The organism is Pseudomonas sp. M20 (assembly GCF_045037865.1).
Lineage (GTDB): Bacteria > Pseudomonadota > Gammaproteobacteria > Pseudomonadales > Pseudomonadaceae > Aquipseudomonas.
Window position 1 is genome coordinate 5186801 of the sequence record NZ_CP173611.1, and the last position, 26732, is coordinate 5213532.

13 protein-coding genes are annotated in these 26732 nt (G+C 59.5%); 7 read left to right on the top strand and 6 right to left on the bottom strand.

The window, feature by feature from the left end:
* Nucleotides 1-98: 98 nt before the first annotated feature.
* Nucleotides 99-3038, bottom strand: coding sequence for a bifunctional [glutamate--ammonia ligase]-adenylyl-L-tyrosine phosphorylase/[glutamate--ammonia-ligase] adenylyltransferase (glnE, locus tag ACI514_RS22985; protein WP_405122439.1), 2940 nt, complete (start codon nucleotides 3036-3038; stop codon nucleotides 99-101).
* Between the two features lie 384 nt (nucleotides 3039-3422).
* On the opposite strand from glnE, the gene aceE reads away from it, so the two are divergent.
* The 5 genes from aceE (at nucleotide 3423) to msrA (ending at nucleotide 13552) form a co-directional block, all read left to right on the top strand.
* Nucleotides 3423-6068: a pyruvate dehydrogenase (acetyl-transferring), homodimeric type gene (aceE, locus tag ACI514_RS22990; RefSeq protein WP_007915682.1), complete on the top strand. Its 2646-nt coding sequence runs from the start codon at nucleotides 3423-3425 to the stop codon at nucleotides 6066-6068.
* A gap of 11 nt (nucleotides 6069-6079) precedes the next feature.
* On the top strand, nucleotides 6080-8053 hold the full coding sequence (gene aceF, locus ACI514_RS22995; RefSeq protein ID WP_405122440.1) for a dihydrolipoyllysine-residue acetyltransferase: 1974 nt from the start codon (nucleotides 6080-6082) through the stop codon (nucleotides 8051-8053).
* Between the two features lie 278 nt (nucleotides 8054-8331).
* Complete coding sequence (locus ACI514_RS23000; protein WP_405122441.1) at nucleotides 8332-9729, top strand: alkaline phosphatase D family protein; 1398 nt, start codon at nucleotides 8332-8334, stop codon at nucleotides 9727-9729.
* Nucleotides 9730-9981: 252 nt separating this feature from the next.
* Entirely contained in the window at nucleotides 9982-12678 is a 2697-nt protein-coding gene (locus tag ACI514_RS23005; RefSeq protein ID WP_405122442.1) for a putative bifunctional diguanylate cyclase/phosphodiesterase, read from the top strand.
* 208 nt (nucleotides 12679-12886) lie between these two features.
* Nucleotides 12887-13552 carry a peptide-methionine (S)-S-oxide reductase MsrA gene (msrA, locus tag ACI514_RS23010; protein ID WP_160055211.1) on the top strand — a complete coding sequence of 222 codons (666 nt, stop codon included), beginning with the start codon at nucleotides 12887-12889 and terminating at the stop codon, nucleotides 13550-13552.
* A 129-nt stretch (nucleotides 13553-13681) separates the two neighbouring features.
* Here the strand turns inward: msrA and ACI514_RS23015 are convergent, their stop codons facing one another.
* The 5 genes from ACI514_RS23015 to putP all read right to left on the bottom strand — a co-directional run bounded on the left by ACI514_RS23015 (nucleotide 13682) and on the right by putP (nucleotide 20092).
* A complete protein-coding gene (locus tag ACI514_RS23015; protein WP_007915674.1) occupies nucleotides 13682-14521 on the bottom strand; it encodes a 23S rRNA (adenine(2030)-N(6))-methyltransferase RlmJ in 840 nt (279 codons plus the stop codon).
* Between the two features lie 367 nt (nucleotides 14522-14888).
* Nucleotides 14889-15206 carry a hypothetical protein gene (locus ACI514_RS23020; protein ID WP_160055208.1) on the bottom strand — a complete coding sequence of 106 codons (318 nt, stop codon included), beginning with the start codon at nucleotides 15204-15206 and terminating at the stop codon, nucleotides 14889-14891.
* Nucleotides 15207-15535: 329 nt separating this feature from the next.
* The gene (locus ACI514_RS23025; RefSeq protein WP_405122443.1) at nucleotides 15536-16249 is read right to left on the bottom strand and encodes a DUF4123 domain-containing protein; all 714 of its coding nucleotides are present in this window, start codon (nucleotides 16247-16249) and stop codon (nucleotides 15536-15538) included.
* Nucleotides 16239-18254 carry a type VI secretion system tip protein VgrG gene (locus ACI514_RS23030; RefSeq protein ID WP_405122444.1) on the bottom strand — a complete coding sequence of 672 codons (2016 nt, stop codon included), beginning with the start codon at nucleotides 18252-18254 and terminating at the stop codon, nucleotides 16239-16241. The genes ACI514_RS23025 and ACI514_RS23030 overlap by 11 nt, the downstream gene beginning before the upstream one ends.
* 353 nt (nucleotides 18255-18607) lie before the next feature.
* Complete coding sequence (putP, locus tag ACI514_RS23035) at nucleotides 18608-20092, bottom strand: sodium/proline symporter PutP (RefSeq protein WP_405122445.1); 1485 nt, start codon at nucleotides 20090-20092, stop codon at nucleotides 18608-18610.
* Nucleotides 20093-20549: 457 nt separating this feature from the next.
* On the opposite strand from putP, the gene putA reads away from it, so the two are divergent.
* Together putA and ACI514_RS23045 are read left to right on the top strand one after the other, a co-directional pair.
* Nucleotides 20550-24503, top strand: a complete 3954-nt coding sequence (putA, locus tag ACI514_RS23040) for a trifunctional transcriptional regulator/proline dehydrogenase/L-glutamate gamma-semialdehyde dehydrogenase (RefSeq protein WP_405122446.1) — start codon at nucleotides 20550-20552, stop codon at nucleotides 24501-24503.
* Between the two features lie 261 nt (nucleotides 24504-24764).
* Nucleotides 24765-26567: an acyl-CoA dehydrogenase gene (locus ACI514_RS23045; RefSeq protein ID WP_160055193.1), complete on the top strand. Its 1803-nt coding sequence runs from the start codon at nucleotides 24765-24767 to the stop codon at nucleotides 26565-26567.
* The last annotated feature ends 165 nt before the right edge of the window (nucleotides 26568-26732 follow it).

Genomic DNA, 26732 nt, shown 5'->3' on the forward strand with positions numbered 1-26732 from the left:
TGGGTCATTACCTTCAACATGACTGTCGACTGTCACTCCGCTATCGCGAGCAGGCTCGCTCCCACCTTTTGAATCTCATTGCCTTCATCGGCGCGCTATCAGCTTAGCCCCATCTCTTTCCATATCCGCAAAACCTGTCGCCGCTCTTCAACAAACTGGTCTCCTGCAATCACCCCGGCGTCCTTCTGCAAGGCCTGCCGGTGGGCGGCGGAGCGGTAGGCTTTATAGGCCTCGCGCAGCAGGCTGGCATCTTCGGCAGGCATCAGCCCTTCGTGCTCCAGCTCTTCCAGAATGCGGATGTTATCGGTCCAGCGCAGCAGTGGCGGGTGGCTTTGCGACCACGCCAGAGCCGCGTATTGCACCATAAATTCAATATCGACGATACCACCGGCGTCCTGCTTGAGGTCGAACGGCGCAGTGGCATCGAAGGCATTTGCTGCCGTACCAGCTGCGGTGCTCTTGGTGCCGAGGTTATCGCGCATCTTCGCGCGCATCTCGCTGACTTCCTGTTGCAACTTCGCCAGATCACGTGCCTTGCCCAGCACCTGGGCGCGAACCTTCTCGAACGCGTGACCGACATCCTGACTGCCGACCAGCACTCGCGCACGCACCAAGGCCTGATGTTCCCACGTCCAGGCTTCATTTTCCTGATAGCGGGCAAACGCACCCAGCGAGCTGACCAACAGCCCCGAGGCCCCGGATGGCCGCAGACGCATGTCCACTTCATAGAGCTGACCGGAGTTGGTCTGCGCCGTTAGCAGGTGAATGATCCGTTGTCCGAGCCGCGTGAAGAACTGCGCGCCATCGATCGACTTCGGTCCGTCGGTTTCAGCCTGCGGATCGCCGTCATGGATAAACACCAGATCCAGATCCGAACCATGCCCCAGTTCCAGGCCGCCGACTTTGCCATAACCGACAATGATGAAACCGGGATCGCACAAGGTGCCGTCGGTACGCAGTGGCGTGCCGTACTTGGCCACAGTCTGGCGCCAGGCCAGGGCCAGCACTTGCTCGAGAATCGCCTCGGCCAGCCAGGTCAGGTAATCGCTGACTTTCATCAGCGGCAGGCTGCCGGCAATTTCCGAGGCGGCGACGCGCAAGCGGTGCGCCAGTTTGAAATGGCGCAAGGCTTCCATTTGTTGTTCGAGGTCATCTTCGGGAATCCGCGTCAGCCGCTCGCGCAATTCAGCCGCCAGTTCCGGCGCCAAGGGCGGTTTGAACAAACGCCCTTCGTTAAGCAATTCATCCATCAGCAGCGGGAAGCGCGTGATCTGCTCTGCGATCCACGGGCTCGCCGCGCACAGCGTCAGCAAGCGTCGCAGCGCACCGGGGTTTTCCGTCAGCAAGACCAGATAAGCCGAACGCCGAGCGACCGCTTCGACCAGCGGCAACACCCGCTCAAGCACCAGATCCGGATTGGCATGCTCGACGGCCTGCGCCAACAGGCGCGGAATAAACGCATCAAGACGCTCACGCCCCAGCCGCTGCATCGCGCGCAACTGCGGACTGCTGCGCAATCCGGCCAGCGCCTTCAGAGCTTTGCTGGCATCGGCAAAACCGCCCTCCTCCAACTGCCGGCACGCCGCCTCTTCGTCCTGCGCCTCTTCCCACAGCGGCAGCCATTCACCGCCGACCATCACTTCGCTCTCGGTGCCTTCTTCCTCGTCGGGATCGGCAATCACCTGGGCGAAGTGCCAGGCGACGCGGCCACGCCAGAACATCAGTTTTTCGTGGAAGGCGTCCCAGTCGGCGAAACCGAGCATGAAGGCAATGCGCGCCTGATCCTGTGCGCCATCCGGCAGCATCTGGGTCTGGCGGTCGGCAATCGCCTGAATCGCGTGTTCGGTGTAGCGCAGAAACTCGTAGCCCTCGCGCAACTCGCTGATCACTGCCGGCGGCAGATAGCCCTGCCCCTCCAGCGTGCTCAATACCTTTAATAGAGGACGCTGCTGCAGGCTCAAGTCGCGGCCACCGTGGATCAGCTGAAAGGCCTGAGCAATAAACTCGACCTCACGAATCCCGCCGGAGCCCAGCTTGATGTTGTCGGCCATGCCCTTGCGCCGCACTTCCTGCTGGATCAGCTGCTTCATGGTGCGCAGCGCTTCGATTGCCGAGAAGTCCAGATAACGCCGATAAACGAACGGCCGCAGCATGTCGAGCAACTGCGCGCCCGCGACCTGATCGCCAGCGACCACCCGCGCCTTGATCATCGCGTAGCGTTCCCAGTCACGGCCCTGATCCTGGTAATACTGCTCCAACGCGTTGAAGCTCAGCACCAGTGCGCCGGACGAACCGTACGGACGCAGGCGCATGTCGACGCGAAATACAAAGCCGTCAACGGTCATCGGATCCAGCGCCTTGATCAGGCGCTGGCCGAGGCGAATGAAAAATTCCTGATTATCCAGCGAGCGCTTCACGCCCACCGTTTCACCGCCCTCGGGGTAGGCGAAGATCAGATCGATATCCGAAGACAGGTTCAACTCGACGGCGCCGAGCTTGCCCATGCCGAGGATGACCATTTGCTGCGGCTCACCGCTGCGGCGGCCGGTCGGCGTACCGAACTGTTCGCAATGGCGGCTGTACAACCATTGATAAGCCTGGTCGATGCTGGCGTCCGCCATGTCCGAGAGATCGCGGCAGGTTTGCACCAGATCTGCCTGACGGGTGAGATCGCGCCAGATGATCCGCACTTGATGGCGAGCGCGCTGACGACGCAGGGCGCGACCGAGTTCATCTTCAGTCTGGGCAGCGTTCACCGCGGCGGCAATCTGCGCACACAATTCACCCGGCGCGAAAGCCCGGTCGAGTTCGCCAGACTGCACCAGCGCAAGCAACATCAAAGGGTCACGAACGCTCTGTTCAATGACGAATTCGCTGGCAGCGGTGACGCGGGCGAACTGCGCCCAGCGCTCTGGCGTCCAGCTCGCGAAGCCGTGATCGTCCTCCAGCGTGGCGACGGCCGTACGGAACGACTGCTCGGATCGAGTGACCAACGGCAGGAGAATGGCGGGCAGTTCGGCAAGCACGGGCAGGGTCATGGTCTATCCTTGATCGGCGTGTAAATGGCCGCTTGTAGTGATTGGTGAAAACCCGCTACCCGGAGGACTGTCGAACAAAAGTTAGAAATAGCTGAAATTTCTTTCTCTTTGGCAGCGAACATCAAAGTTTCACCTTTTTCGGATGGCAAAAGACCAACCTTAACGATTATTCTCACAACGCAGCCGGAGGCCACAAGCCATTCTTCTGTAGTTTTACTACTCGTCTATACATTCGAAAGGCTGAAATGCCGGAAGATTTGTAGTAAAACTACACGCCGCCGGAACAACCTATCGGCAATCCAAGAATTTTAAATCGTCTGCCCACAAGGCCAGTCGCAAACTCAGGCAACCGATTCTGGAAGCCTTTCCGCCCTGGAGCAAGCCATGCAAGACCTCGATCCCGTCGAAACCCAGGAATGGCTGGACGCCCTGGAATCGGTTCTCGACAAAGAAGGCGAAGACCGTGCTCACTATCTGATGACCCGTATGGGCGAACTCGCGACCCGCAGTGGCTCGCAGCTCCCTTACGCCATCACCACGCCTTACCGCAACACCATCCCGGTAACCCACGAAGCACGCATGCCTGGCGACCTGTTCATGGAACGCCGCATTCGCTCGCTGGTGCGCTGGAACGCGATGGCCATGGTAATGCGTACGAACCTGAAAGATTCTGACCTGGGTGGTCACATCTCCAGCTTCGCTTCCAGTGCGACCCTGTATGACATCGGCTTCAACTACTTCTTCCAGGCCCCGACCGACGAACACGGCGGCGACCTGATCTACTTCCAGGGCCACACCTCGCCAGGCGTTTACGCCCGTGCGTTCATGGAAGGCCGCATCACCGAAGACCAGATGAACAACTTCCGCCAGGAAGTCGACGGTCAGGGCCTGTCGTCCTATCCGCACCCTTGGCTGATGCCTGACTTCTGGCAGTTCCCGACCGTATCGATGGGTCTGGGTCCGATTCAAGCGATCTACCAGGCACGTTTCATGAAGTACCTGGAACACCGCGGCTTCATCCAGCCGGGCAAACAGAAAGTCTGGTGCTTCCTGGGCGACGGCGAGTGCGACGAGCCGGAATCCCTGGGCGCAATCTCCCTGGCCGGCCGCGAGAAGCTGGACAACCTGATCTTCGTCATCAACTGCAACCTGCAGCGCCTCGACGGCCCGGTTCGCGGCAACGGCAAGATCATCCAGGAACTCGAAGGCGTGTTCCGCGGTGCTCAGTGGAACGTGACCAAAGTCATCTGGGGCCGTTTCTGGGACCCACTGCTGGCCAAAGACGTCGACGGTATCCTGCAACGTCGCATGGACGAAGTCATCGACGGCGAGTACCAGAACTACAAAGCCAAAGACGGCGCGTTCGTCCGTGAACACTTCTTCAACACGCCAGAACTCAAGGCGATGGTTGCTGATCTGTCCGACGACGAGATCTGGAAACTCAACCGTGGCGGCCACGACCCGTACAAGGTCTATGCGGCTTACCACGAAGCGGTCAACCACAAAGAACAACCAACCGTCATCCTCGCCAAGACCATCAAGGGTTATGGCACCGGTGCCGGCGAAGCGAAAAACACTGCGCACAACACCAAGAAAGTCGACGTCGACAGCCTGAAGTTGTTCCGCGATCGTTTCGACATCCCGGTCAAGGACGAAGAGCTGGAGAACCTGCCGTTCTTCAAGCCAGAGCCAAACAGCGCCGAAGCCCGCTACCTCAGCGAGCGTCGCACTGCACTGGGCGGTTTCGTGCCTCAGCGCCGCGCACAAAGCTTCAGCGTGCCGACGCCGGACCTGGACACCCTCAAGGCCATCCTTGACGGTTCCGGCGACCGTGAAATTTCCACCACCATGGCTTTCGTGCGGATCCTCGCGCAACTGGTCAAGGACAAGGAAATCGGCCCGCGCATCGTTCCGATCATCCCGGACGAAGCCCGTACCTTCGGTATGGAAGGTATGTTCCGTCAGCTCGGTATCTACTCGTCCGTCGGCCAGCTCTACGAGCCAGTCGATAAAGACCAGGTGATGTTCTACAAGGAAGACCAGAAAGGTCAGATCCTTGAAGAAGGCATCAACGAAGCAGGCGCCATGAGCTCGTTCATCGCTGCCGGTACTTCGTACTCCAGCCACAACCAGCCGATGCTGCCGTTCTACATCTTCTACTCGATGTTCGGCTTCCAGCGTATTGGCGACCTGGCCTGGGCTGCCGGCGACAGCCGTACCCGTGGCTTCCTGATCGGCGGCACCGCCGGCCGGACCACCCTGAACGGTGAAGGCCTGCAACACGAAGACGGTCACAGCCACCTGTTGGCTGCAACCATCCCGAACTGCCGCACCTACGATCCAACCTACGGCTACGAGCTGGCGGTGATCATTCAGGACGGCATGAAGAAGATGACCGAAGAGCAACAGGACATCTTCTACTACATCACCGTGATGAACGAGTCGTACCAGCAGCCAGCCATGCCGGCCGGTGCCGAAGAAGGCATCAAGAAAGGCATGTACCTGCTCGAAGAAGACACTCGCGATGCGGCGCACCACGTCCAGCTGATGGGCTCCGGCACCATCCTGCGTGAAGTCCGTGAAGCGGCGAAGATTCTGCGTGAAGAGTTCAACGTCGGCGCTGACGTGTGGAGCGTTACCAGCTTCAACGAACTGCGTCGCGACGGCCTCGCTGTCGAGCGCAGCAACCGTCTGAAGCCGGGCCAAAAGCCTAAGCTGAGCTACGTCGAAGAGTGCCTGAACGGCCGTAAGGGTCCGGTCATCGCCTCTACCGACTACATGAAGCTGTTCGCCGAGCAGATCCGTCAGTGGGTACCGTCCAAGGAATTCAAAGTCCTCGGCACCGACGGTTTCGGCCGCAGCGACAGCCGCAAGAAACTGCGTCATTTCTTCGAAGTTGACCGTCATTTCGTGGTGTTGGCAGCCCTGGAAGCACTGGCTGACCGCGGTGATATCGAACCTAAAGTCGTGGCTGAGGCCATCGTCAAGTTCGGCATCGACCCGGAAAAACGCAACCCACTGGACTGCTGAGGAGACATTTTGTGAGCGAACTCATTCGCGTACCTGACATCGGCAGCGGTGAAGGTGAAGTAATTGAACTGTTTGTGAAGGTCGGCGACCGTATCGAAGCCGACCAGAGCATCCTGACCCTGGAATCGGACAAGGCCAGCATGGAAGTGCCGGCCCCGAAAGCCGGCGTCATCAAGAGCCTGAAAGTAAAGCTGGGCGACCGTCTGAAAGAAGGCGACGAACTGCTTGAGCTGGAAGTCGAGGGCGCCGCTGAAGCGGCCCCTGCTCCGGCTGCTGCGCCAGCTGCAAAAGCGGAGGCCAAACCGGCTGCCGCGCCAGCTGCTGCCGCGCCAACTGCTGCCCCTGCTGCCGCTTCGGTTCAGCAAGTGCACGTGCCGGACATCGGTTCGTCGGGCAAGGCGCAGATCATCGAGATCCAGGTCAAGGTCGGCGACAAAGTCGAGGCTGATCAATCGCTGATCACCCTGGAATCCGACAAGGCGAGCATGGAAATCCCGTCGCCTGCCGCTGGCGTGGTCAAGGCCATCAGCGTCAAGCTCAACGACGAAGTCGGCACTGGCGACCTGATTCTGGATCTGGAAGTGGCGGGTGCTGCGGCCCCTGCGGCTGCCGCTCCGGCTCAGGCTGCTGCTCCGGCCGCTGCCGCTGCCGCTGCGCCTGCTCCGGCAGCCGCGCCAGCAGCTCCGGTTGCCGACAGCGTTCAGGACATCCACGTTCCGGACATCGGTTCGGCTGGCAAAGCCAAGATCATCGAAGTGTTGGTCAAGGCTGGCGACAGCGTTGAAGCCGACCAGTCGCTGATCACCCTGGAATCCGACAAGGCGAGCATGGAAATTCCATCGCCTGCCGCTGGCGTGGTGGAAAGCGTTTCCATCAAGCTGGATGACGAAGTCGGTACCGGCGACCTGATTCTGAAGCTGAAAGTCAAAGGCGCAGCCCCTGCTGCTGCCCCGGCTCCAGCTGCTGCTCCGAGCGCTCCGGCACCTGCCGCTGCTGCTCCGGCTGCCGCTGCACCTGCTGCCGCTCCAGCCGCCGCACCGGCTGCTACGCCAGCGAAACCGGGCGCGAAAGTTCACGCCGGCCCTGCCGTGCGTCAACTGGCCCGCGAGTTCGGCGTCGAGCTCAACGCTGTCGGCGCCAGCGGCCCGCACGGTCGTATCTTGAAAGAAGACGTGCAGGTTTACGTCAAAGCGATGATGCAGAAGGCCAAGGAAGCACCGGCCGCTGCTGCTGGCGCAACCGGTGGCGCGGGCATCCCGCCGATTCCGGTCGTCGACTTCAGCCGTTTCGGCGAAATCGAAGAAGTGCCGATGACTCGCCTGATGCAGATCGGCGCGTCGAGCCTGCACCGCAGCTGGCTGAACATCCCGCACGTGACTCAGTTCGATTCGGCCGATATCACCGAGCTGGAAGCGTTCCGCGTCGCGCAGAAAGCCGTTGCAGAGAAGGCTGGCGTCAAGCTGACCATCCTGCCGCTGCTGCTCAAGTCCTGCGCGCACATGCTCAAGGAACTGCCGGACTTCAACAGTTCGCTGGCACCAAGCGGCAAGGCGATCATCCGCAAGAAATACGTGAACATCGGCTTCGCCGTCGACACCCCGGATGGCCTGCTGGTACCGGTCATCAAGAACGTCGACCAGAAGAGCCTGCTGCAACTGGCAGCCGAAGCCGCTGCGCTGGCCGCCAAGGCCCGCGACAAGAAGCTTACCGCTGACGACATGCAAGGCGCCTGCTTCACCATTTCCAGCCTCGGCCACATTGGCGGCACCGGCTTCACGCCGATCGTCAACGCGCCGGAAGTGGCGATCCTCGGTGTTTCCAAGGCAACCATCCAGCCAGTCTGGGACGGCAAAGCCTTCCAGCCGAAACTGATGCTGCCGCTGTCGCTGTCCTACGATCACCGTGTGATCAACGGCGCCGCTGCCGCACGCTTCACCCAGCGTCTGGGCAGCCTGCTGGCGGACATCCGCACGATCCTGCTGTAACTCGATCGGCCCTCCGGCAACGGAGGGCCGATTGCTGCACCCTTTCGAGCGCCACACGCTCGTACCTCAACCCCGTCAGTTTGGCGGGGCTTTTTTTTGCCTGAAAAAACTCTCTTCTCGTCTTTTTCCCACAAGCCGTGCTGATTTCGGCCACAACCCTGGTCGACTTGGCCCCGATCTTTTTTATTCGATACACAACTAACCTAGGCACAGCAAAAACAACTAAGCAAACTTAAAAAACCTTCCTATTTATTCAAATTCATTCGAATGGATTCGACATGTTAAAACCAACTATCGGCCCGATTGTCGGCCACGTTACAACTCGTCATGCACGCATATTCATGCGTGGCGATCGACAGAACAATGCATTGGTATTTGCCGGAATACGTTACCGCCCATCCGGCACAGAACAATGGTCTACCGGCAACTTCGCGCAGCTGAGTGAGCTGCGTGACATGTCGAAAGTTTTCGCCCTCAATAACTTGAGCGAAGATACCGAATATGAATATCAGGCCGGCTGGTTCAGTCCGATGAATCCGGTGCACACGCCGGACAGCGTCGCCGAACTGCCGCTGCAATGGCCGCGCGAGATCTATCGCCTGCGCACCCGGTCCAGCAAGCCCCTGCAGGCCAGAGCGTATATCATCGGCTCCTGCCGATACCTGCGCATGACCGCCGGCATCGCCTCCCTGCCACAATTGGGCGACCGGATCTTTGCATCCATCAATCAGATCATCGAAGGCATTCAGCCACCGATCAGTGCGGTATTGATGACTGGCGATCAAATTTATGTGGATGACTTGAACTTGATCGCACCGGACCGCGAATACAAAGACATCCTCAGTAAATACCGCGCTGCGTTTTCCCAACCGAATATCAAACGTTTGATGTCCGGCACTTCGACTTACATGATTCTCGATGATCACGAAATCGAAGACAACTGGCCCGCCAATGCGAGCAAGTCCGACGCCGACTTATACCGCAATGCAATGGCGGCTTATGAACTGTATCAGGCCAGTCACAGCCCGGTACATCCGCTGACAACTAACGGTGAAATAGATCACTCATCACTTGAGCATTACTGGTATCAATTCAGCGACGGCGATATCGAATGGTTTGTCACTGACAGTCGCACCCGCCGCAACTTGTCCGCCGATGATCGACGCATCCTCGACGAGGCACAGGAACAGGCGCTGCTCAAATGGCTGAGCAACAGCACGGCGCGGGTCAAGTTCGTGGTCACCAGCGTGATGTTCTATCCGGATCGAAAACTTCACGGCGATGACGCCTGGAAAGCCTTCCCCGAACAACGCTTGCGCTTGCTGGAAACCATCCGCACCCGGCGAATCAAGAATGTCGTGTTCATTTCGGGGGACGTGCATGGCTCACTGACTGCTCGCCTCAGTCACAGCGAAGACCCGGACTTCGAAGTCCACACCGTGGTGTCCTCGCCGCTGTGCAACAGCAAACTGCTGCCATATGCCAAAGCGTCCACGTTCATTCTCGATCAGCCACTGGTGCGTACGGCGGCCGGCGATTATCGACATGAGCTGACCAGCACGGTGGTCAGCGAAGACAATTTCGCTCACATGGTGGTAGAGGGCGGGCAGATTCAGGTCAATTACCACGACCGCGATGGCAAACAGTTGCAGTCGGTCGCCATAAAACTGCGTTAAGCCTTAAAAATCGCAGCCTTCGACAACTCCTACAGAGGGCGCATTCCCCCGTAGACATTGACGAAGGCGGCGATCTTTTGCTCTTTTCAATGACATGCTGGAGAAATGTTCAGCGCAGCCGACATATTCTTATAGCACTTGGCCTTCATCTCTCTTGTCAGTCGGTGCCGCAATGATGCAACCTTGCCGCAGGCAACAGTAAAGAGGGCGCGAGCCCGGCGCGTTCAGCATATTTCCAAGCGAGTTCCCTTCATGAAGAGCCAACCCGATGCCGCCAGCCGTATGGCGGCCGAGGTAGTGACGCAGTTGCCTGTGCCCTCGCGGCTCGGCATGCTGCGTTTCGAGCGCTTGAATGAAGCCAGTTGGGCCATGCTGTTTCTCGATCCCAACTGCGAACGCCAGTTCGGTCAGCCGGCTGTCGAACTTTGCGCGTTGGTCGGCTCACCCTACGCCAGCCTGATGGAACCGGAAGCGCGTTATCAGCTGCACGATGCGATCCAGCAACAGCTGACCGCCAGCCCGCATTATCTGGTGCGATACACCCTGCACACGGCTGCTGGTGCGCTGAACATCCTTGAGCTGGGCGAAGCCTACAAACAACACAATCGACATCTGCTGCGCGGCTACCTGCTGGCGGTCGATCACGTTTTCGATGAAGTACCGCTGCCACCCTCCGTTGACCTCGAAACGCAGAATTCACGCCTGCAAATCGCCCTTGAACTCAATCAACGCGCCCAGCAGGAACAGTTGCAGCACCTGGAACGGGTGCGCGCCCAGCAAGACTTGATTCTGCTACTCGCCCGTCAGCGCTACAGCACGCACAACTCATTGCAGGAAGCCGCCGAACTGATCACCCGCTGCGCCTGTGATATCTATGAAATCGACTGCGCCAGCCTGTGGAACCTCGAAGGCCAGCAACTGGTGCCGATCTCCGCGTACCACCGCGCGACCCAGGAGTACATCCTCCCGGACGTGATCGACATCAGCAGCTTCCCGGATTACATGGACGCCCTGCACGGCAGCCGCGCCATCGATGCACACAACGCGATGCGCGACCCACGCACCCGGGAGATGGCCGAAGCCCTGCGCCCGCGCGATGTCAACGCCATGCTTGATGCGAGCATTCGCGTCGATGGCCAAGTGGTCGGCGTGCTGTGCCTGGAACAGACTGGCGTCACTCGCGCCTGGCAGTCCGACGAAATCGCTTTTGCCGGCGAGCTGGCCGACCAGTTCGCACAAGTTATCAACAACCACAATCGCCGCACCGCCACCAGCGCCCTGCACTTGTTTCAGCGTGCGGTCGAGCAAAGCGCCAACGCCTTTTTGCTGGTCAATTGCGACGGCGTGGTCGAGTACGTCAATCCAAGTTTTACCGCGATCACCCAGTACACCACCGAAGAGGTCCACGGCCAGCGTCTGTCCGAGTTGCCGGCGCTGGAAAACCTCAGTGAACTGTTGTTCGACGCGCCCTCGGCGCTGGCCAAGAGCAACAGTTGGCAGGGCGAATTCAAGAGTCGCCGGAAAAACCTCGAACCGTACTGGGGCCAGTTGTCGATTTCCAAGGTGTATGGCGATAACCGTGAGCTGACTCATTACATTGGTATCTACGAAGACATCACCCAGACCAAGCTCGCGCAGCAGCGCATCGAGCGCCTGGCCTACACCGACAACTTGACCAACCTCGGTAACCGCCCGGCGTTTATCCGCAATCTGGACGAACGCTTCGCCCGCGATAGCGATACCCCGATCAGCCTGCTGCTGGTGGACATCGACAACTTCAAGCGGATCAACGACAGCCTCGGCCATCAGACCGGCGACAAGCTGCTGATCAGTCTGGCCCGGCGGCTGCGCAACAGCCTGAGCCCGAGCGGCAGCCTCGCGCGGTTCGCCAGTAACGAATTTGCCGTGCTGCTCGACGACACCGACCTTGCCACCGGCCAGCAGATCGCCAACCAGTTGCTGGCGACGCTGGATAAACCGATGTTCGTTGACAACCAGTTGATCAGCGTTACCGGCTCGGTCGGCCTTGCGTGCGCGCCACTTCACGGTCGCGACCCGCAAACGCTGATGCGTAACGCCGGTCTGGCGCTGCACAAAGCCAAGGCCAACGGCAAACATCAGGTGCAAGTCTTTACCGAGGCGCTGAACGCCGAGGCCAGTTACAAACTGTTCGTTGAAAACAACCTGCGCCGCGCTCTGACTCAGAACGAGCTGGACGTGTTCTACCAGCCCAAGCTGTGCCTGCGCAGCGGGCGCCTGCTGGGCATGGAAGCGCTGTTGCGCTGGAACCACCCGGAACGCGGCATGATCCGTCCGGACCAGTTCATCAGCGTCGCCGAAGAGACGGGGCTGATCATTCCGATCGGCAAGTGGATCGCCCGCCAGGCCTGCCGCATGAGCAAAGCGCTGACCGCTGCGGGGATGGGCAATCTGCAAGTGGCGATCAACCTGTCGCCGAAACAGTTTTCCGACCCGGATCTGGTTGCCTCCATCGCCAACATCCTCAAGGAAGAAGCGCTGCCGGCCTATCTGCTCGAACTGGAGCTGACCGAAGGCCTGCTGCTGGAAGCCACCGAAGACACGCACTTGCAACTCGACCAGCTCAAACGCCTCGGGCTGACGCTGGCCATGGACGACTTCGGCACCGGTTACTCGTCGCTGAGCTATTTGAAGAAATTCCCGATCGACATCATCAAGATCGATCGCAGCTTCATCCATGAAATCCCCGACAACCAGGACGACATGGAAATCACCTCGGCGGTGATCGCCATGGCGCACAACCTGAAACTCAAGGTCGTGGCCGAAGGCATCGAGACCGCCGAACAACTGGCGTTCCTGCGTCGCCACCGTTGCGACGTCGGCCAGGGTTACCTGTTCGACCGGCCGATCCCGGGCGGCGAACTGATCCAGGCGCTGAAGCGCTACCCGCGCGGCCCGTTGTGCCTATAAACACCGCAAATCCCTTGTAGGAGTGAGCCTGCTCGCGATAGCGGTGTGTCAGCAACAAACCCTCTGACTGACCCACCGCTATCGCGAGCAGGCTCACTCCTACAATGTTGTGCGAGTACCAGCACATTTTGGGTAGTGATTAACCGGGCATCATTGGGCACACTGGCGGTCTGACTTTTTACATCCAACCTGACTGAGAGGAACGATCATGGTTCTGCGCTCGGAAATTCTGGTGAACAAAAACGTGCTCCCGACTAAAGAACAAGCTCTGCCCGGCCGCGAAACCGCGATGACCCTGCCTGAAAAGCACTTCGTTTTCGAAGAAACCCCGCTGCTTGGCCCGTTTTTCCAGGACGTCGATTTTGCAATTTTCGGTCTGGGTTGCTTCTGGGGCGCCGAGCGGCGCTTCTGGCAGCGCGAAGGCGTGGTCAGCACGGTCGTCGGTTATGCCGGCGGTTTCACGCCGAATCCGACCTACGAAGAAGTCTGCTCGGGCCTGACCGGCCACGCTGAAGTGGTGCTGGTGGTGTATGACAAGGCCAAAGTCAGCTACGAAGAGCTGCTGACGATGTTCTGGGAACTGCACAACCCGACACAGGGCATGCGTCAGGGCAACGACATCGGTACGCAGTACCGCTCGGTGATCTACGCGACCTCGCCTGAGCATCTGGATGCGGCGCTGAAAAGCAAGGCGACCTATCAGGCCGAGCTGTCGAAGGCAGGTCTGGGGGAAATCAGCACTGAGATCGAACAGGCGCCGACCGTGTACTTCGCCGAGGCGTATCACCAGCAGTATCTGGCGAAGAATCCAGAGGGTTACTGCGGGATTGGCGGCACCGGCGTGTGCATGCCAGCGAGCCTGGCAGGCAATTAAATCCTGAAAGCAAAAGATCGCAGCCTTCGGCAGCTCCTACAGGAGACCAGTGATCGTCCGCACATTGGTGGACGCCGCCGAACCGTGTAGGAGCTGCCGCAGGCTGCGATCTTTTGATCTTGCCGTTGATCAGCTCTCGGCAATCAACCAATCCATCTGCCACCCGCCCTGAGTCTGCCCAAGCTTCTTCGATAACCACGGCAACAACTCACGCAATTCTTCCTCCAGCCCCCACGGCGGATTGGCAATCGCCATGCCCGAGCCGTTCAGGCTGTTCGGCGTATCCAGCGGGTGCACCAGCAATTCCACGCGCAACAACTTCGGCGCACCGGTGCCAGCCAGATCCTGATAGAAACGGCGCAGCGCACGCTGGTCCTTCACCGGATACCAGATCGCCGCCACGGTTTGACGCATCCGGCCAATCGCCTCTTTCAACGACGCCGCGCAACGCTGCATCTCGTCGAGCTGCTCGAACGGCGGATCAATCAACATCACTGCGCGTTTCTCCTGCACCGGCAGCATCGCTCGTGCAACGTGCCAGCCCTCGCCGAGATGAACTTTGACCCGACGATCACCGGCCATGTTGTCCTTGAGCAGCACGCCGTCTTCCGGGTGCTTCTCGTTGAGCATCACCCGATCCTGCGGGCGGGTCAGGCGCCGCGCCAGCTCCGGCGAACCCGGGTAGTAGCGCAGCTGGCCATCCGGGTTCATCTCGTGCAACACCTTCATGTAGTCGGCGGTCAGCGCCGGCAGATCCGGCTGATCCCACAAGCGCGCGATGCCTTCCAGGTACTCACCGGTACGGTTGGCCTGATCGCCCTGCAAGTCATACAGGCCGATGCCGGCGTGCGTGTCGAGATAGGCAAACGGCTGCTCCTTGCGCGACATCAGGGCGATGAGGCGGGTCAAGGTCAGGTGTTTGAACACATCGGCATGATTGCCGGCATGGAAGGCGTGACGATAATTCATGGCTGCTCCTGCGAAGGGCGCAAAGTTTACCTTTTACCGGGCGGCAAGTCAGGGGTTCGCAGCCGAGCGGACAAAAGCCTGCCCTCACCCTAGCCCTCTCCCGGAGGGAGAGGGGACTGACCGAGTGATCTTGCGAGTTACATCGACCTGAAAGATCAGCGGGATCTCAGGCTTGGCCAAGCGAAGATCAGCGCGGAAGTCGGCGCACATCGCCCAGACAACTCGGTCCGCCCCCTGAAACAACAACTCCATCCAGGCTTGGCCAAGCCAAATTCACCACTGAAGTCGCAGGTCGGCGTACATCACCCAGACAACTCGGTCAGTCCCCTCTCCCTCTGGGAGAGGGTTAGGGTGAGGGGCTTTGCTTTTATGGCGCGGCGCGCAGGCGCCTGCCGATGACATCGAGCACATCGCAGCCGTCACGCAGAGGAATCACGCAGAGCTGGGCGAAATCGCTGAGGATGACGGAGTCGCATTCGACCGAGCCGCGCATGCACATGTTTTCCAGCACCTGGATCACGGCGCGCAGGCGATGGTTGGCGGCGTCCATGAGGATGTCGAGGGGCACGTGGGTGTCGATGAACAGGGTGGGCATGTCGCTGCAATTGCCGGTCAGGGCCATGAAGCGGTTGTCGGGATGGGGAATGATTTTTTCGTAGGGTGGAGCCGTTCGTATTGTCGTCATTTCTATCTTCCATAGAGTGTAAAAGTGAACTGCCGCATTCCTTCCTACGGGATTGGGTGGCAGCCGTGCGCGGGAGTAGGAAACCGACCCATGGAATTCGGCCACGCCGAAGCGTGTCCCGCACACAGCCGCCGCTGACGACATTGCTCACACAAGTTACGTGCCGCAATTCAAACAACAGCGCTGATGCACCACAGGTAGAGGGCTCCTACACCCTGTCACCACTCTCGCAGTGACAACGAAAAGACTATCCCTGCAACCCACCGCCCACCAGTTCATGAAAACCGCCGCAACTCGAAGGAATCGTCCGAGACCTTCGCCCCGAAAACTCACTCTGACTCTGCCAGCAAAAACGCCAGCAACGCCGATTGTGACGAATCTTCCGACATTGAAACCTGAAAAAACCGCCTGATCTTGCAACGCAAAACCGCCTCGGGGAAGGCCTCGAAAAGTGCCGGATATTCCTCGTTCAACCACTGCAACGCGTTGGCCGTTTGAACGTCATTACCCTGCTGCGCCAGCACCGACTCCGGCACCTGCCACCACGGGAATGCCCGCACCGTCACCAGCGCCCTGCCGCCAATTTCCAGCGACTGCCCATTGATCAAACAACGCATGATCAGCGGAAACAGTTGTGCCGCATCCACCTCATCCGCCTGAAGAATCGGCAACAGAAACCGCCCGTCCCAGAAACGAAAAAACACTGTTTTGCCGTCCGGCATCAGCACTTGGGTGAGGCTGCGAAAGTGCGCCACCACCTCTTCAAGACTCGCCGCAGACACCGCCAGCCACCCCCAATCCTGCGACTCGTTGGTTGCAACCCAATGCAGAAACTCACTGTCGGTGGCGACAATTCCCACGTAAGGCATCACCGCATCCCACTCGGCATAGATCGTCTCGGCCCAGATCGGGCTCGCCGTTTCTCGCCAAGCGGCAGGCGGTTTTGCCTCACTGGCATTACTGAAAACCGCAAACAACTGCTCGGAAGTTTTCAACGGTTCACGCGCCAACCATTCGGCAGGCAAAAGAAAATCAGGCTGCACAGAGACCATCCTTGCAACGTTCACACTCTTCGCAGAATGGCGCATCACCCTTGAAGCTCATGATTTGTGCGGCGGTCAGCATGGCAGCCGGCGCGGCGGCGAGTTTCTCCGGCAATCCCGGTACAACCGGCGCTGCACTCATCGCTGCCATCGGCGCCCCACCTACAACAATCGGCACGCTGCTGAAAATGCCGCCCGGACCGATGTTGATCCATTGCCCCCCAGCCTGAATCGTCGCACTCGCGCCACCGTCGATGACCACTTGCTGACCAGCGCTGACGTGGAATTGCCCACTGGCGCTGATCGCCTGATTACTCACGCGAACATGACGGTCGCCGGTCACGCTCAGATGATCGTCCTGCTTCACTTCGGTCTGGCGCTGACCGTGGGTGATGCGCTGTTCATCAGCCTTCAACTCATGCCGCGCGGTGCCGGTGACGACGATGCTGCGCTGGTTATCGACCTGGACTTGTTGATCGTTCAACACATGCTGCGTCCAGTTACGCTGGGCGCGCAGATAGATTTCCTCAGCGCCTTTCTTATCCTCGATGCGCAGTTCGTTGTAGCCGCCACCGCCGGGGCTGCTCTGGCTGCGGAAAATGCTGCGGGTCTTGTCCGCGGGCAGATCCAGCGGGATCGGTGTCGCGGCGTTGGGCAGGCAGCCCACGACCAAAGGTTTGTCGGCGTCGGCATCGATGAAGCCGACCAGCACTTCCATGCCGACTCGCGGGATCAACACGCTGCCGTAACGGTCGTGCGCCCAGTTAGTGGCAACGCGCAGCCAGCAGCTCGAGTGTTCGTTCAATTCACCGTCGCGATCCCAAGCCAACTGCACCTTGACCCGACCGTATTCGTCACAGTGGATTTCGGTGTCTTTCGGCCCGGTCACAACCGCCGGTTGATAGCCGAGCATGCGTGGTTTTTCCGGCCCCAGCGCCGGGCGAAAGAACACGTCCCACGGCGTGGCGAGAAAGGTATTACGGTATCCCTGAAATCCCTCACCATCGCTGGTTACCGACTCCTCCAGCACTTGCGGCTGACGACCATGATGCTCAACGGCAGTCAGCAGCCACAGGTCATTCCAGTCGTGGCGCGGATGCTCGGTCAGTTGCAGGAAATGTCCGCAAACCAGTGTGGATTCGTCGCTGATGCCTTCGGCCTGACGGTAATCGGCGACATGTCGCTCAAGTGCACGCTGGGCGAGGTGCTTGCCGGTTTCACGATCGTTGAATTGGCCAGGGAAGCGATAGTCCTCCAGCACCGGGCGCTGCTCAGCGTCGACACGACTTTGCAACTGCAGTCGCGGCTTGATGAAATTGTAATCACGCCGTGTGACCACGCTGGTGCGGGTTTCCACGCGAACATTGAAACGCTGAATCGCCGGCGCACCAGCGGACATGCCGCTGCCCGGCAGATAAACCGTCGGCTCAGCCAGACGCGGAAACACGGTCTGGTCATCGCCGAACACCAGCAGGTGACCTTCGGGACTGTGCTGAAAGTGGTAATGAATGCCGACCTCGGCACACAGGCGCTGAATAAACGCCAGATCGCTCTCGGCGTACTGCACGCAATATTCGCGCAGCGGGTAATCGCTGCCGAGGCGAAATTCAAAGGCATCACGCAGGATCGAATGATCCTTGAGCACTCGCGCGATAATTTGTGGAACCGTCAGATGCTGGAAGATCCGCTGATTGATCCGCTGCCCGAGGTAGGTCAGACGCGGGACGAGGCTTAAGTGATAGCGCGTCAGACGTTTCCCGGAATCGCCCTGCCCGACCTGATAAATCTGACCATGGATACCGGAACCCTGAGCATCCAGACTCAGAAACGCCTGACAGTGCAGCAGGCTCTCGAGATCCAGATCCGCCCGCTCACTGACCAGTTCCAGCTCGAAACGAAAGGGTTGGCTGATGGCTTCCTTGCCCGTGAACTCAAGGACCTTGAGGTCATGCTGGGCGCCTTCGAGGGTCAACGTGAAACGCGGTTGATTGGCAGGCGCGAACATCCGATGTCTCTCTGCAGTGTGAGGGCGGGCGATTCTGCATGAGGGGCAAGGGGTGATGAATGGGTGACGGGAAAATCAGATTTCCCCTACTTTCATTGCTGAAAGTCCCTGCAAAAAGCGGCGCCTTCAACTACAGACAAATCCTCCAAAACCACCCCTGAACCCTGTGGGAGCGAGCCTGTTCGCGAAGGCGGCATGTCAGTCGACACACTCATTGAGTGATCAATCGCATTCGCGAGCAGGCTCGCTCCCACATTGGATCTCCACAGTATTCGAGAAATCGCAGGCACAAAAAAACGGCCTGCCTCCTGTAGGAAACGGGCCGTTTTCGGGTGAGCCTCAGCTCAGAACAATCACTTGTTCAGATTGAAATCTTTTTCTGCCGCTTCAAAGCGCTGCACCATGCCAGTGGTCGGCGCGCCGAGCTTGCTGACGATGTAGATGGCGATGCTTGCGAAGATGAAGCCCGGGATGATTTCGTAAAGACCCAGCAGTTCGAAATGCTTCCAGACCACCACGGTGATCGCGCCGACCAGAATACCGGCCAGTGCGCCGTCGCGGGTCATACCTTTCCAGATCACCGAGATCAGTACAACCGGACCGAACGCAGCACCAAAGCCGGCCCAAGCGTAGGACACCAGGCCCAGTACGCGGTTTTCCGGGTTGGCGGCCAAGGCGATCGCGATCAGTGCAACCAACAGCACCATGGCGCGGCCGACCCAGACCAGTTCAACCTGGGAGGCGGATTTACGCAGGAAGGTTTTGTAGAAGTCTTCGGTCAGGGCGCTTGAGCACACCAGCAACTGGCAGCTCAGGGTGCTCATCACCGCAGCCAGAATGGCCGACAGCAAAACACCGGCAATCCAAGGGTTGAAGAGGATCTTGGCCAGTTCGATGAACACACGCTCGTGGTTCTCGGTCACGGGACCGGCCACTTCCGGGTGTGCCGAGAAGTAGGCGATGCCGAAGAAGCCCACGGCCACGGTGCCGCCCAGGCACAGGATCATCCAGGTCATGGAAATGCGACGCGCCTTGGCGATCGATTTCACCGAATCCGCGGCCATGAAACGCGCGAGGATGTGCGGCTGACCGAAGTAGCCCAGACCCCAGCCCATCAGCGAGATAATGCCGATAAAAGTGGTGCCTTTAAGCATGTCGAAGTTGCTTGGATCTTGCGCTTCGATGGCCAGGAACGTGGTGTCGACGCCGCCGGTGGCCAGCAGAACAATGATCGGCGTAAGGATCAGCGCAAAAATCATCAGCGTGGCTTGTACGGTGTCGGTCCAGCTCACGGCGAGGAAACCGCCGACGAAGGTGTAGGCAATCGTCGCCGCAGCACCGGCCCACAGCGCAGTCTCGTAGGACATGCCGAAGGTGCTTTCAAACAGACGGGCGCCAGCGACGATGCCGGAAGCGCAGTAAATGGTGAAGAACACCAGAATCACGATTGCCGAAATAATGCGCAGCAAACCGCTTTTGTCTTCGAAACGGCTGGAGAAGTAGTCCGGCAGGGTCAGAGCATCGCCGTTGTGCTCGGTCTGCACGCGCAGACGGCCGGCAACGAACAGCCAGTTCAGGTAGGCACCGACGATCAGGCCGATGGCGATCCAGCTTTCGGACAGACCGGACATGTAGATGGCGCCCGGCAGGCCCATCAACAACCACCCGCTCATGTCGGAAGCACCGGCAGACAGAGCCGTCACGACGCTGCCCAGGCTACGGCCGCCAAGAATATAGTCAGAAAGGTTATTGGTGGAGCGATAGGCCATGAAGCCGATCAGCACCATTGCTGCGATGTAGATCACGAACGTGATCAGTGTTGGATTGCTTACGCTCATTAAGTTACGCCCTGGCTTTGTTTTTATGTAGCAGCGGTGATGAACCGCGCGCAAACAACGACGTTTGGCAGACGATTCGGGATCCCGCGCATTTAGGACTGATGTTTCCCCAGGAAAGCCACCAGCCGATACACCGGGTTATCCCGGTTGCACCTAGGGCGCGAATGCTATGCAACAAAGTAAAAAAGGTGCAACCAGTTTCGCGAGAATTAGTTGCACCTAGTCGGATATTCCGAGAAACACGCGGTTTTTGCTCCCTTTTAGCGCAGTCAGACCGCGTTGCTAGAAGCAAAAGCACCAAGCAAGTGCTGCACTTCAGTACCAGAAAATAATTCCTGACGAAGCGTTTATTTTTCCGACAAAAAAAGGGTTGCACCCGGTTGCACCTCTTTCGGCGCACGGCTAATCTTGCCGCCAGCTGATGCCACGCAACTGTGGCAACCATGAGGATAAAAATATGGCTACCACCACCCTTGGGGTCAAACTCGATGACCCGACCCGCGAGCGCCTGAAGGCCGCCGCGACCTCGATTGATCGCACACCGCACTGGCTGATCAAGCAGGCAATTTTCAATTACCTGGAAAAACTCGAGGGTGGTGCAACCCTGACCGAGCTGAACGGTTTGACCGCCAAGGACGCCGATGAGGCGGGCGAAGTCCACACCGATCACGCGCACCAATGCTTCCTCGAATTCGCCGAAAGCATCCTGCCGCAGTCCGTTTTGCGCGCCTCGATCACCGCTGCTTACCGTCGCCCCGAGCCGGAAGTCGTGCCGATGCTGATCGAGCAGGCTCGCCTGCCGGTCGCCATGGCTGAAGCCACCAACAAGCTCGCCGCTTCCATCGCGGAAAAACTGCGTAACCAGAAAAGTGCCGGCGGTCGTGCAGGCATTGTTCAGGGTCTGCTGCAGGAATTTTCCCTGTCGTCCCAGGAAGGCGTAGCCCTGATGTGCCTCGCCGAAGCGCTGCTGCGTATCCCGGACAAAGGCACTCGCGATGCACTGATCCGCGACAAGATCAGCACCGGCAACTGGCATCCGCACCTGGGCAATAGCCCGTCGCTGTTCGTCAACGCGGCCACTTGGGGTCTGCTGCTGACCGGCAAACTGGTCTCGACCCACAACGAAGCCGGCCTGACGTCGTCGCTGAGCCGCATCATCGGCAAGAGCGGCGAGCCGATGATCCGTAAGGGCGTCGACATGGCCATGCGCCTGATGGGCGAGCAGTTCGTCACCGGCGAAACCATCGCCGAAGCGCTGGCCAACGCGAGCAAGTTCGAAGCCAAGGGCTTCCGTTACTCCTACGACATGCTCGGTGAAGCGGCACTGACCGAACACGACGCGCAGAAGTACTTGGCGTCGTACGAACAAGCCATCCACTCGATCGGCAAAGCCTCGCACGGTCGTGGGATTTATGAAGGCCCGGGCATCTCGATCAAGCTGTCGGCGCTGCACCCGCGTTACAGCCGTGCACAGTACGAGCGTGTGATGGACGAGCTGTACCCGCGCCTGCTGTCGCTGACCCTGCTGGCCAAGCAATACGACATCGGCCTGAACATCGACGCCGAAGAAGCCGACCGTCTCGAACTGTCGCTGGATCTGCTTGAGCGCCTGTGCTTCGAGCCGCAGCTGACCGGCTGGAACGGCATCGGTTTCGTGATCCAGGCTTACCAGAAGCGTTGCCCGTACGTGATCGACTACGTGATCGATCTAGCTCGCCGCAGCCGTCATCGCCTGATGATCCGCCTGGTGAAAGGCGCGTACTGGGACAGCGAAATCAAGCGCGCCCAGGTCGAAGGCCTGGAAGGCTATCCGGTCTACACCCGCAAGGTGTACACCGATGTTTCCTACATCGCTTGCGCACGCAAACTGCTGTCGGTTCCGGAAGTCATCTACCCGCAGTTCGCCACGCACAACGCCCACACCCTGTCGGCGATTTACCACATTGCCGGTCAGAACTATTACCCCGGCCAGTACGAATTCCAGTGCCTGCACGGCATGGGCGAACCGCTTTACGAACAAGTTGTAGGCAAAGTTTCCGAAGGCAAGCTAAACCGTCCGTGCCGCGTGTACGCACCGGTCGGTACCCACGAAACGCTGCTGGCGTACCTCGTACGTCGCTTGCTGGAAAACGGTGCGAACACCTCATTCGTCAACCGCATCGCCGACCAGTCGATTTCGATTCAGGAACTGGTGGCCGATCCGGTGGCGCAGATCGAGCAGATGGCGACCGTGGAAGGTGGATTCGGCCTGCCGCACCCGCGCATTCCGCTGCCGCGTGACCTGTACGGCGCCGAGCGAGCCAACTCCAGCGGCATCGACATGGCCAACGAACATCGTCTGGCTTCGCTGTCCTGCGCTTTGCTGGCCACTGCCCACAACGACTGGAAAGCCGCGCCGATGCTCGGTTGCGCTTCCAGCACTGAAACGCCGGCAGCGGTGCTGAACCCGTCGGATCACCGCGATGTGGTCGGTCATGTTCAGGAAGCTACCGTCGAAGACGTCGACAACGCCATTCAATGCGCGCTGAACGCTGCGCCGATCTGGCAGGCCACCCCGCCCGCCGAACGCGCAGCGATTCTGGAACGTGCCGCTGATTTGATGGAAGGCGAGATCCAGCCGCTGATGGGCCTGCTGGCTCGCGAAGCCGGCAAGACCTACGCCAACGCCATCGCCGAAGTCCGCGAAGCAGTCGATTTCCTGCGTTACTACGCAGTGCAGGCGCGCAACGATTTCAGTAACGACGCCCACCGCCCACTGGGTCCGGTGGTGTGCATCAGCCCGTGGAACTTCCCGCTGGCGATCTTCAGCGGTCAAGTCGCTGCGGCATTGGCTGCCGGTAACCCGGTATTGGCCAAGCCTGCCGAGCAAACTCCGCTGGTGGCGGCTCAAGCCGTGCGTTTGCTGCTTGAAGCCGGGATCCCGGAAGGCGTGCTGCAACTGCTACCGGGTCGCGGTGAAACCGTCGGCGCCGGTCTGGTCGGCGATGAGCGCGTCAAAGGCGTGATGTTCACCGGCTCTACCGAAGTCGCCCGTCTGCTGCAACGCAACATCGCTGGCCGTCTCGACAGCCAGGGCCGTCCGATTCCGCTGATCGCCGAAACCGGTGGCCAGAACGCGATGATCGTCGACTCCTCGGCTCTAACCGAGCAAGTCGTCATCGACGTGGTGTCCTCAGCTTTCGACAGCGCCGGTCAGCGTTGCTCGGCGCTGCGCGTATTGTGCCTGCAGGAAGATTCCGCCGATCGCGTCATCGAAATGCTCAAAGGTGCCATGGCCGAAAGCCGTCTCGGCAACCCGGAGCGTCTGTCCGTGGACATCGGCCCGGTGATCGACGCCGAAGCCAAAGCTGGCATCGACAAGCACATCCAAGGCATGCGCGACAAAGGTCGCAACGTCTACCAAGTGGCGATCGCTGACACCGAAGAAGTCAAACGCGGCACCTTCGTCATGCCGACCCTGATCGAGCTGGAAAGCTTCGACGAGCTGCAACGCGAGATCTTCGGCCCGGTGCTGCACGTGGTGCGCTACAAGCGTAAAGAGATCGATCAACTGATCGCTCAGATCAACGCTTCCGGTTATGGCCTGACGCTGGGCGTGCACACGCGTATCGACGAGACCATCGCCAAGGTGATCGACAACGTCAACGCCGGCAACGTCTACGTTAACCGCAACATCGTTGGTGCCGTGGTTGGCGTGCAGCCATTCGGCGGCGAAGGCCTCTCGGGCACTGGCCCGAAAGCCGGTGGCCCGCTGTATCTGTACCGTTTGCTGGCGACCCGTCCTACTGACGCCATCGAACAATCCTTCGCTCGCGGTGATGCTGCCGTGGCCCCGGATGTTCGTCTGCGCGATGCCATGAGCAAACCACTGAACGCGCTGAAAGCCTGGGCTGAAAGCAACAAATACGCCGACCTGAGCACTCTGTGCGTGCAGTACGCTGCGCAATCGCAGAGCGGCATCACCCGCGTACTGGCCGGCCCGACTGGCGAGAAGAACAGCTATGCGATTCTGCCGCGCGAGCACGTCCTGTGCCTGGCGGAGGTTGAAGGTGATCTGCTGACGCAACTGGCGGCGGTGCTCGCGGTAGGCGGTTCGGCGGTATGGCCAGAGTCCGACATCAGCAAAGCATTGTTCGCACGTCTGCCAAAGGAGATTCAGGCGCGGATCAAGCTGGTTGCTGACTGGAACAAGGATGAGGTGGTGTTCGATGCGGTTCTGCATCACGGCCATTCCGACCAGTTGCGCGGCGTTTGCCAGCAGATTGCCAAGCGTGCCGGCGCGATCGTTGGGGTTCAGGGCTTGTCCCAGGGCGAGACCAACATTGCGCTGGAGCGTCTGGTGATCGAGCGCGCGTTGAGCGTTAACACTGCTGCGGCGGGTGGTAATGCCAGCTTGATGACAATCGGCTAAACCGCTGTAAGTCCAGGCGACGGCAATGGTCGCCTGGAATGCATTTCCCCTGTGGGAGCGAGCCTGCTCGCGAAGACGGAGTGTCAGTCGACATCAATGTTGCCTGACCCACCGCTTTCGCGAGCAGGCTCGCTCCCACAGTTGTTCTCGAGCGCCTGTTAAGTCGGCGCGCGGCTCCAACATCACGCTTATCAATCATCCTGTTCAGCCACTATTCCCCCGCCTTAGACTCGGCCCAACCCCAATTTCAGGTAAGCCGCCATGTCCGAGACGCTGCTCAGTTCCCGCAATCTGGCTTTCGAGCTGTACGAGGTCCTTGATGCCGAGGGCCTGACCCGGCGTGAGCGCTTTGCCGAGCACAACCGCGAGACCTTCGACGCCGCCATCGGCACCGCGCGCAACATCGCCGAGAAGTACTTCGCGCCGCACAACCGCAAGGGCGACGAGAACGAACCGCGCTACGAAGACGGTCAGGCGATTCTGATTCCTGAGGTGAAACCGGCTGTGGATGCCTTCCTCGAGGCTGGATTCCTCAACGCCGCGAGAAGTTTCGACGCCGGCGGCATGCAACTTCCTACATTACTTTCGCAAGCCTGCTTCGCGCATTTCCAGTCGGCCAACGCGGCTTCGACGTCCTACCCGTTCCTGACCATGGGCGCGGCAAATCTGATCGAGAGCTTTGGCACCGACGAGCAGAAACAGCGCTTCCTGCAGCCAATGATCGATGGCCGCTTTTTCGGCACCATGGCCTTGACCGAACCCCATGCCGGTTCGTCCCTGTCGGATATTCGTACGCGCGCCGAGCCGGCGTCCGACGGCACTTATCGCCTCAAGGGCAACAAGATCTTCATCTCCGGCGGCGATCACTCGCTGTCGGAAAACATCGTGCACATGGTCCTGGCCAAGCTGCCCGACGCGCCTGCGGGCGTCAAAGGCATTTCGCTGTTTATCGTGCCGAAGTTTCTGGTCAACGATGACGGCAGCCTCGGCCCACGCAATGACGTGCTGCTGGCGGGGCTGTTCCACAAGATGGGCTGGCGCGGCACCACCTCGACGGCGCTGAATTTCGGCGATAACGGTGAGTGCGTCGGCTATCTGGTAGGCGAGCCGCATCGCGGTCTGAGCTACATGTTCCAGATGATGAACGAAGCGCGGATCGGCGTCGGCATGGGCGCAGTGATGCTCGGTTATGCCGGGTATCTGTATTCGCTGGAATACGCTCGCGAACGTCCGCAAGGCCGGGTAGCGGATAGCAAGGACCCGACCACCGCGCCGGTGGCGATCATTCAGCACGCGGACGTCAGACGCATGCTCTTGACGCAGAAATCCTACGTCGAAGGGGCGTTTGACCTTGGCCTGTATGCAGCGCGGCTTTTCGATGACACCACGACGCTTGAGTCTGAAACCGAGCGTAAACAGGCCCATGAGTTGCTGGATCTGCTAACGCCGATCGTCAAATCCTGGCCATCGGAGTTCTGCCTCAAGGCCAACGAACTGGCGATCCAGATTCTTGGCGGCCACGGTTACACCCGCGAGTACCCGGTCGAGCAGTATTACCGCGACAACCGCTTGAATCCAATTCACGAAGGCACCCACGGCATTCAGTCGCTGGACTTGCTCGGACGCAAACTGGCACAGAATGGTGGCGCGGGGCTCAAGCAACTGATTCGACTGATCGCCAACACCGCTGAACGCGCGACGGCGTATGAATCGCTGACCGCACTGCGTGAACCACTGGAAAAACTGGTGGCACGCCTGCAAACGGTGACCATCGGTTTATTGACTGATCTGGCACAGGGCAAGGTCAACAGCAGCCTGGCTAACTCGGCGTTGTACCTGAAGGTGTTCGGCCACACGATGATTGGCTGGCGTTGGCTGGAACAGGCGATTCGTGCAGAAGAAGGGTTAGCGAAGGGGAATGTGGTGGATGCTGACTTCTATAAAGGCAAGCTGCAGGCGGCGCGGTATTTCCTGACGTGGGAAGTGCCGGGCTGCCACCATGAACTGGCATTGCTGGAGGTGCGGGATGATACGTGCCTGGCAATGCAGGATGCATGGTTCTGATTTCAGCGCCATTACCCAGACAAAACACATTATCACGCGCTCCACACCTATCATGTTTGACAGGTGTGGAAATGAGCCCTGCGCGATAGGCTGTATTCGCCTGACATGTAGTTTGCAGTTTGCCCGGCAAGTTCGGACTTAACGTCCTCTTCTTACCCTACAAAA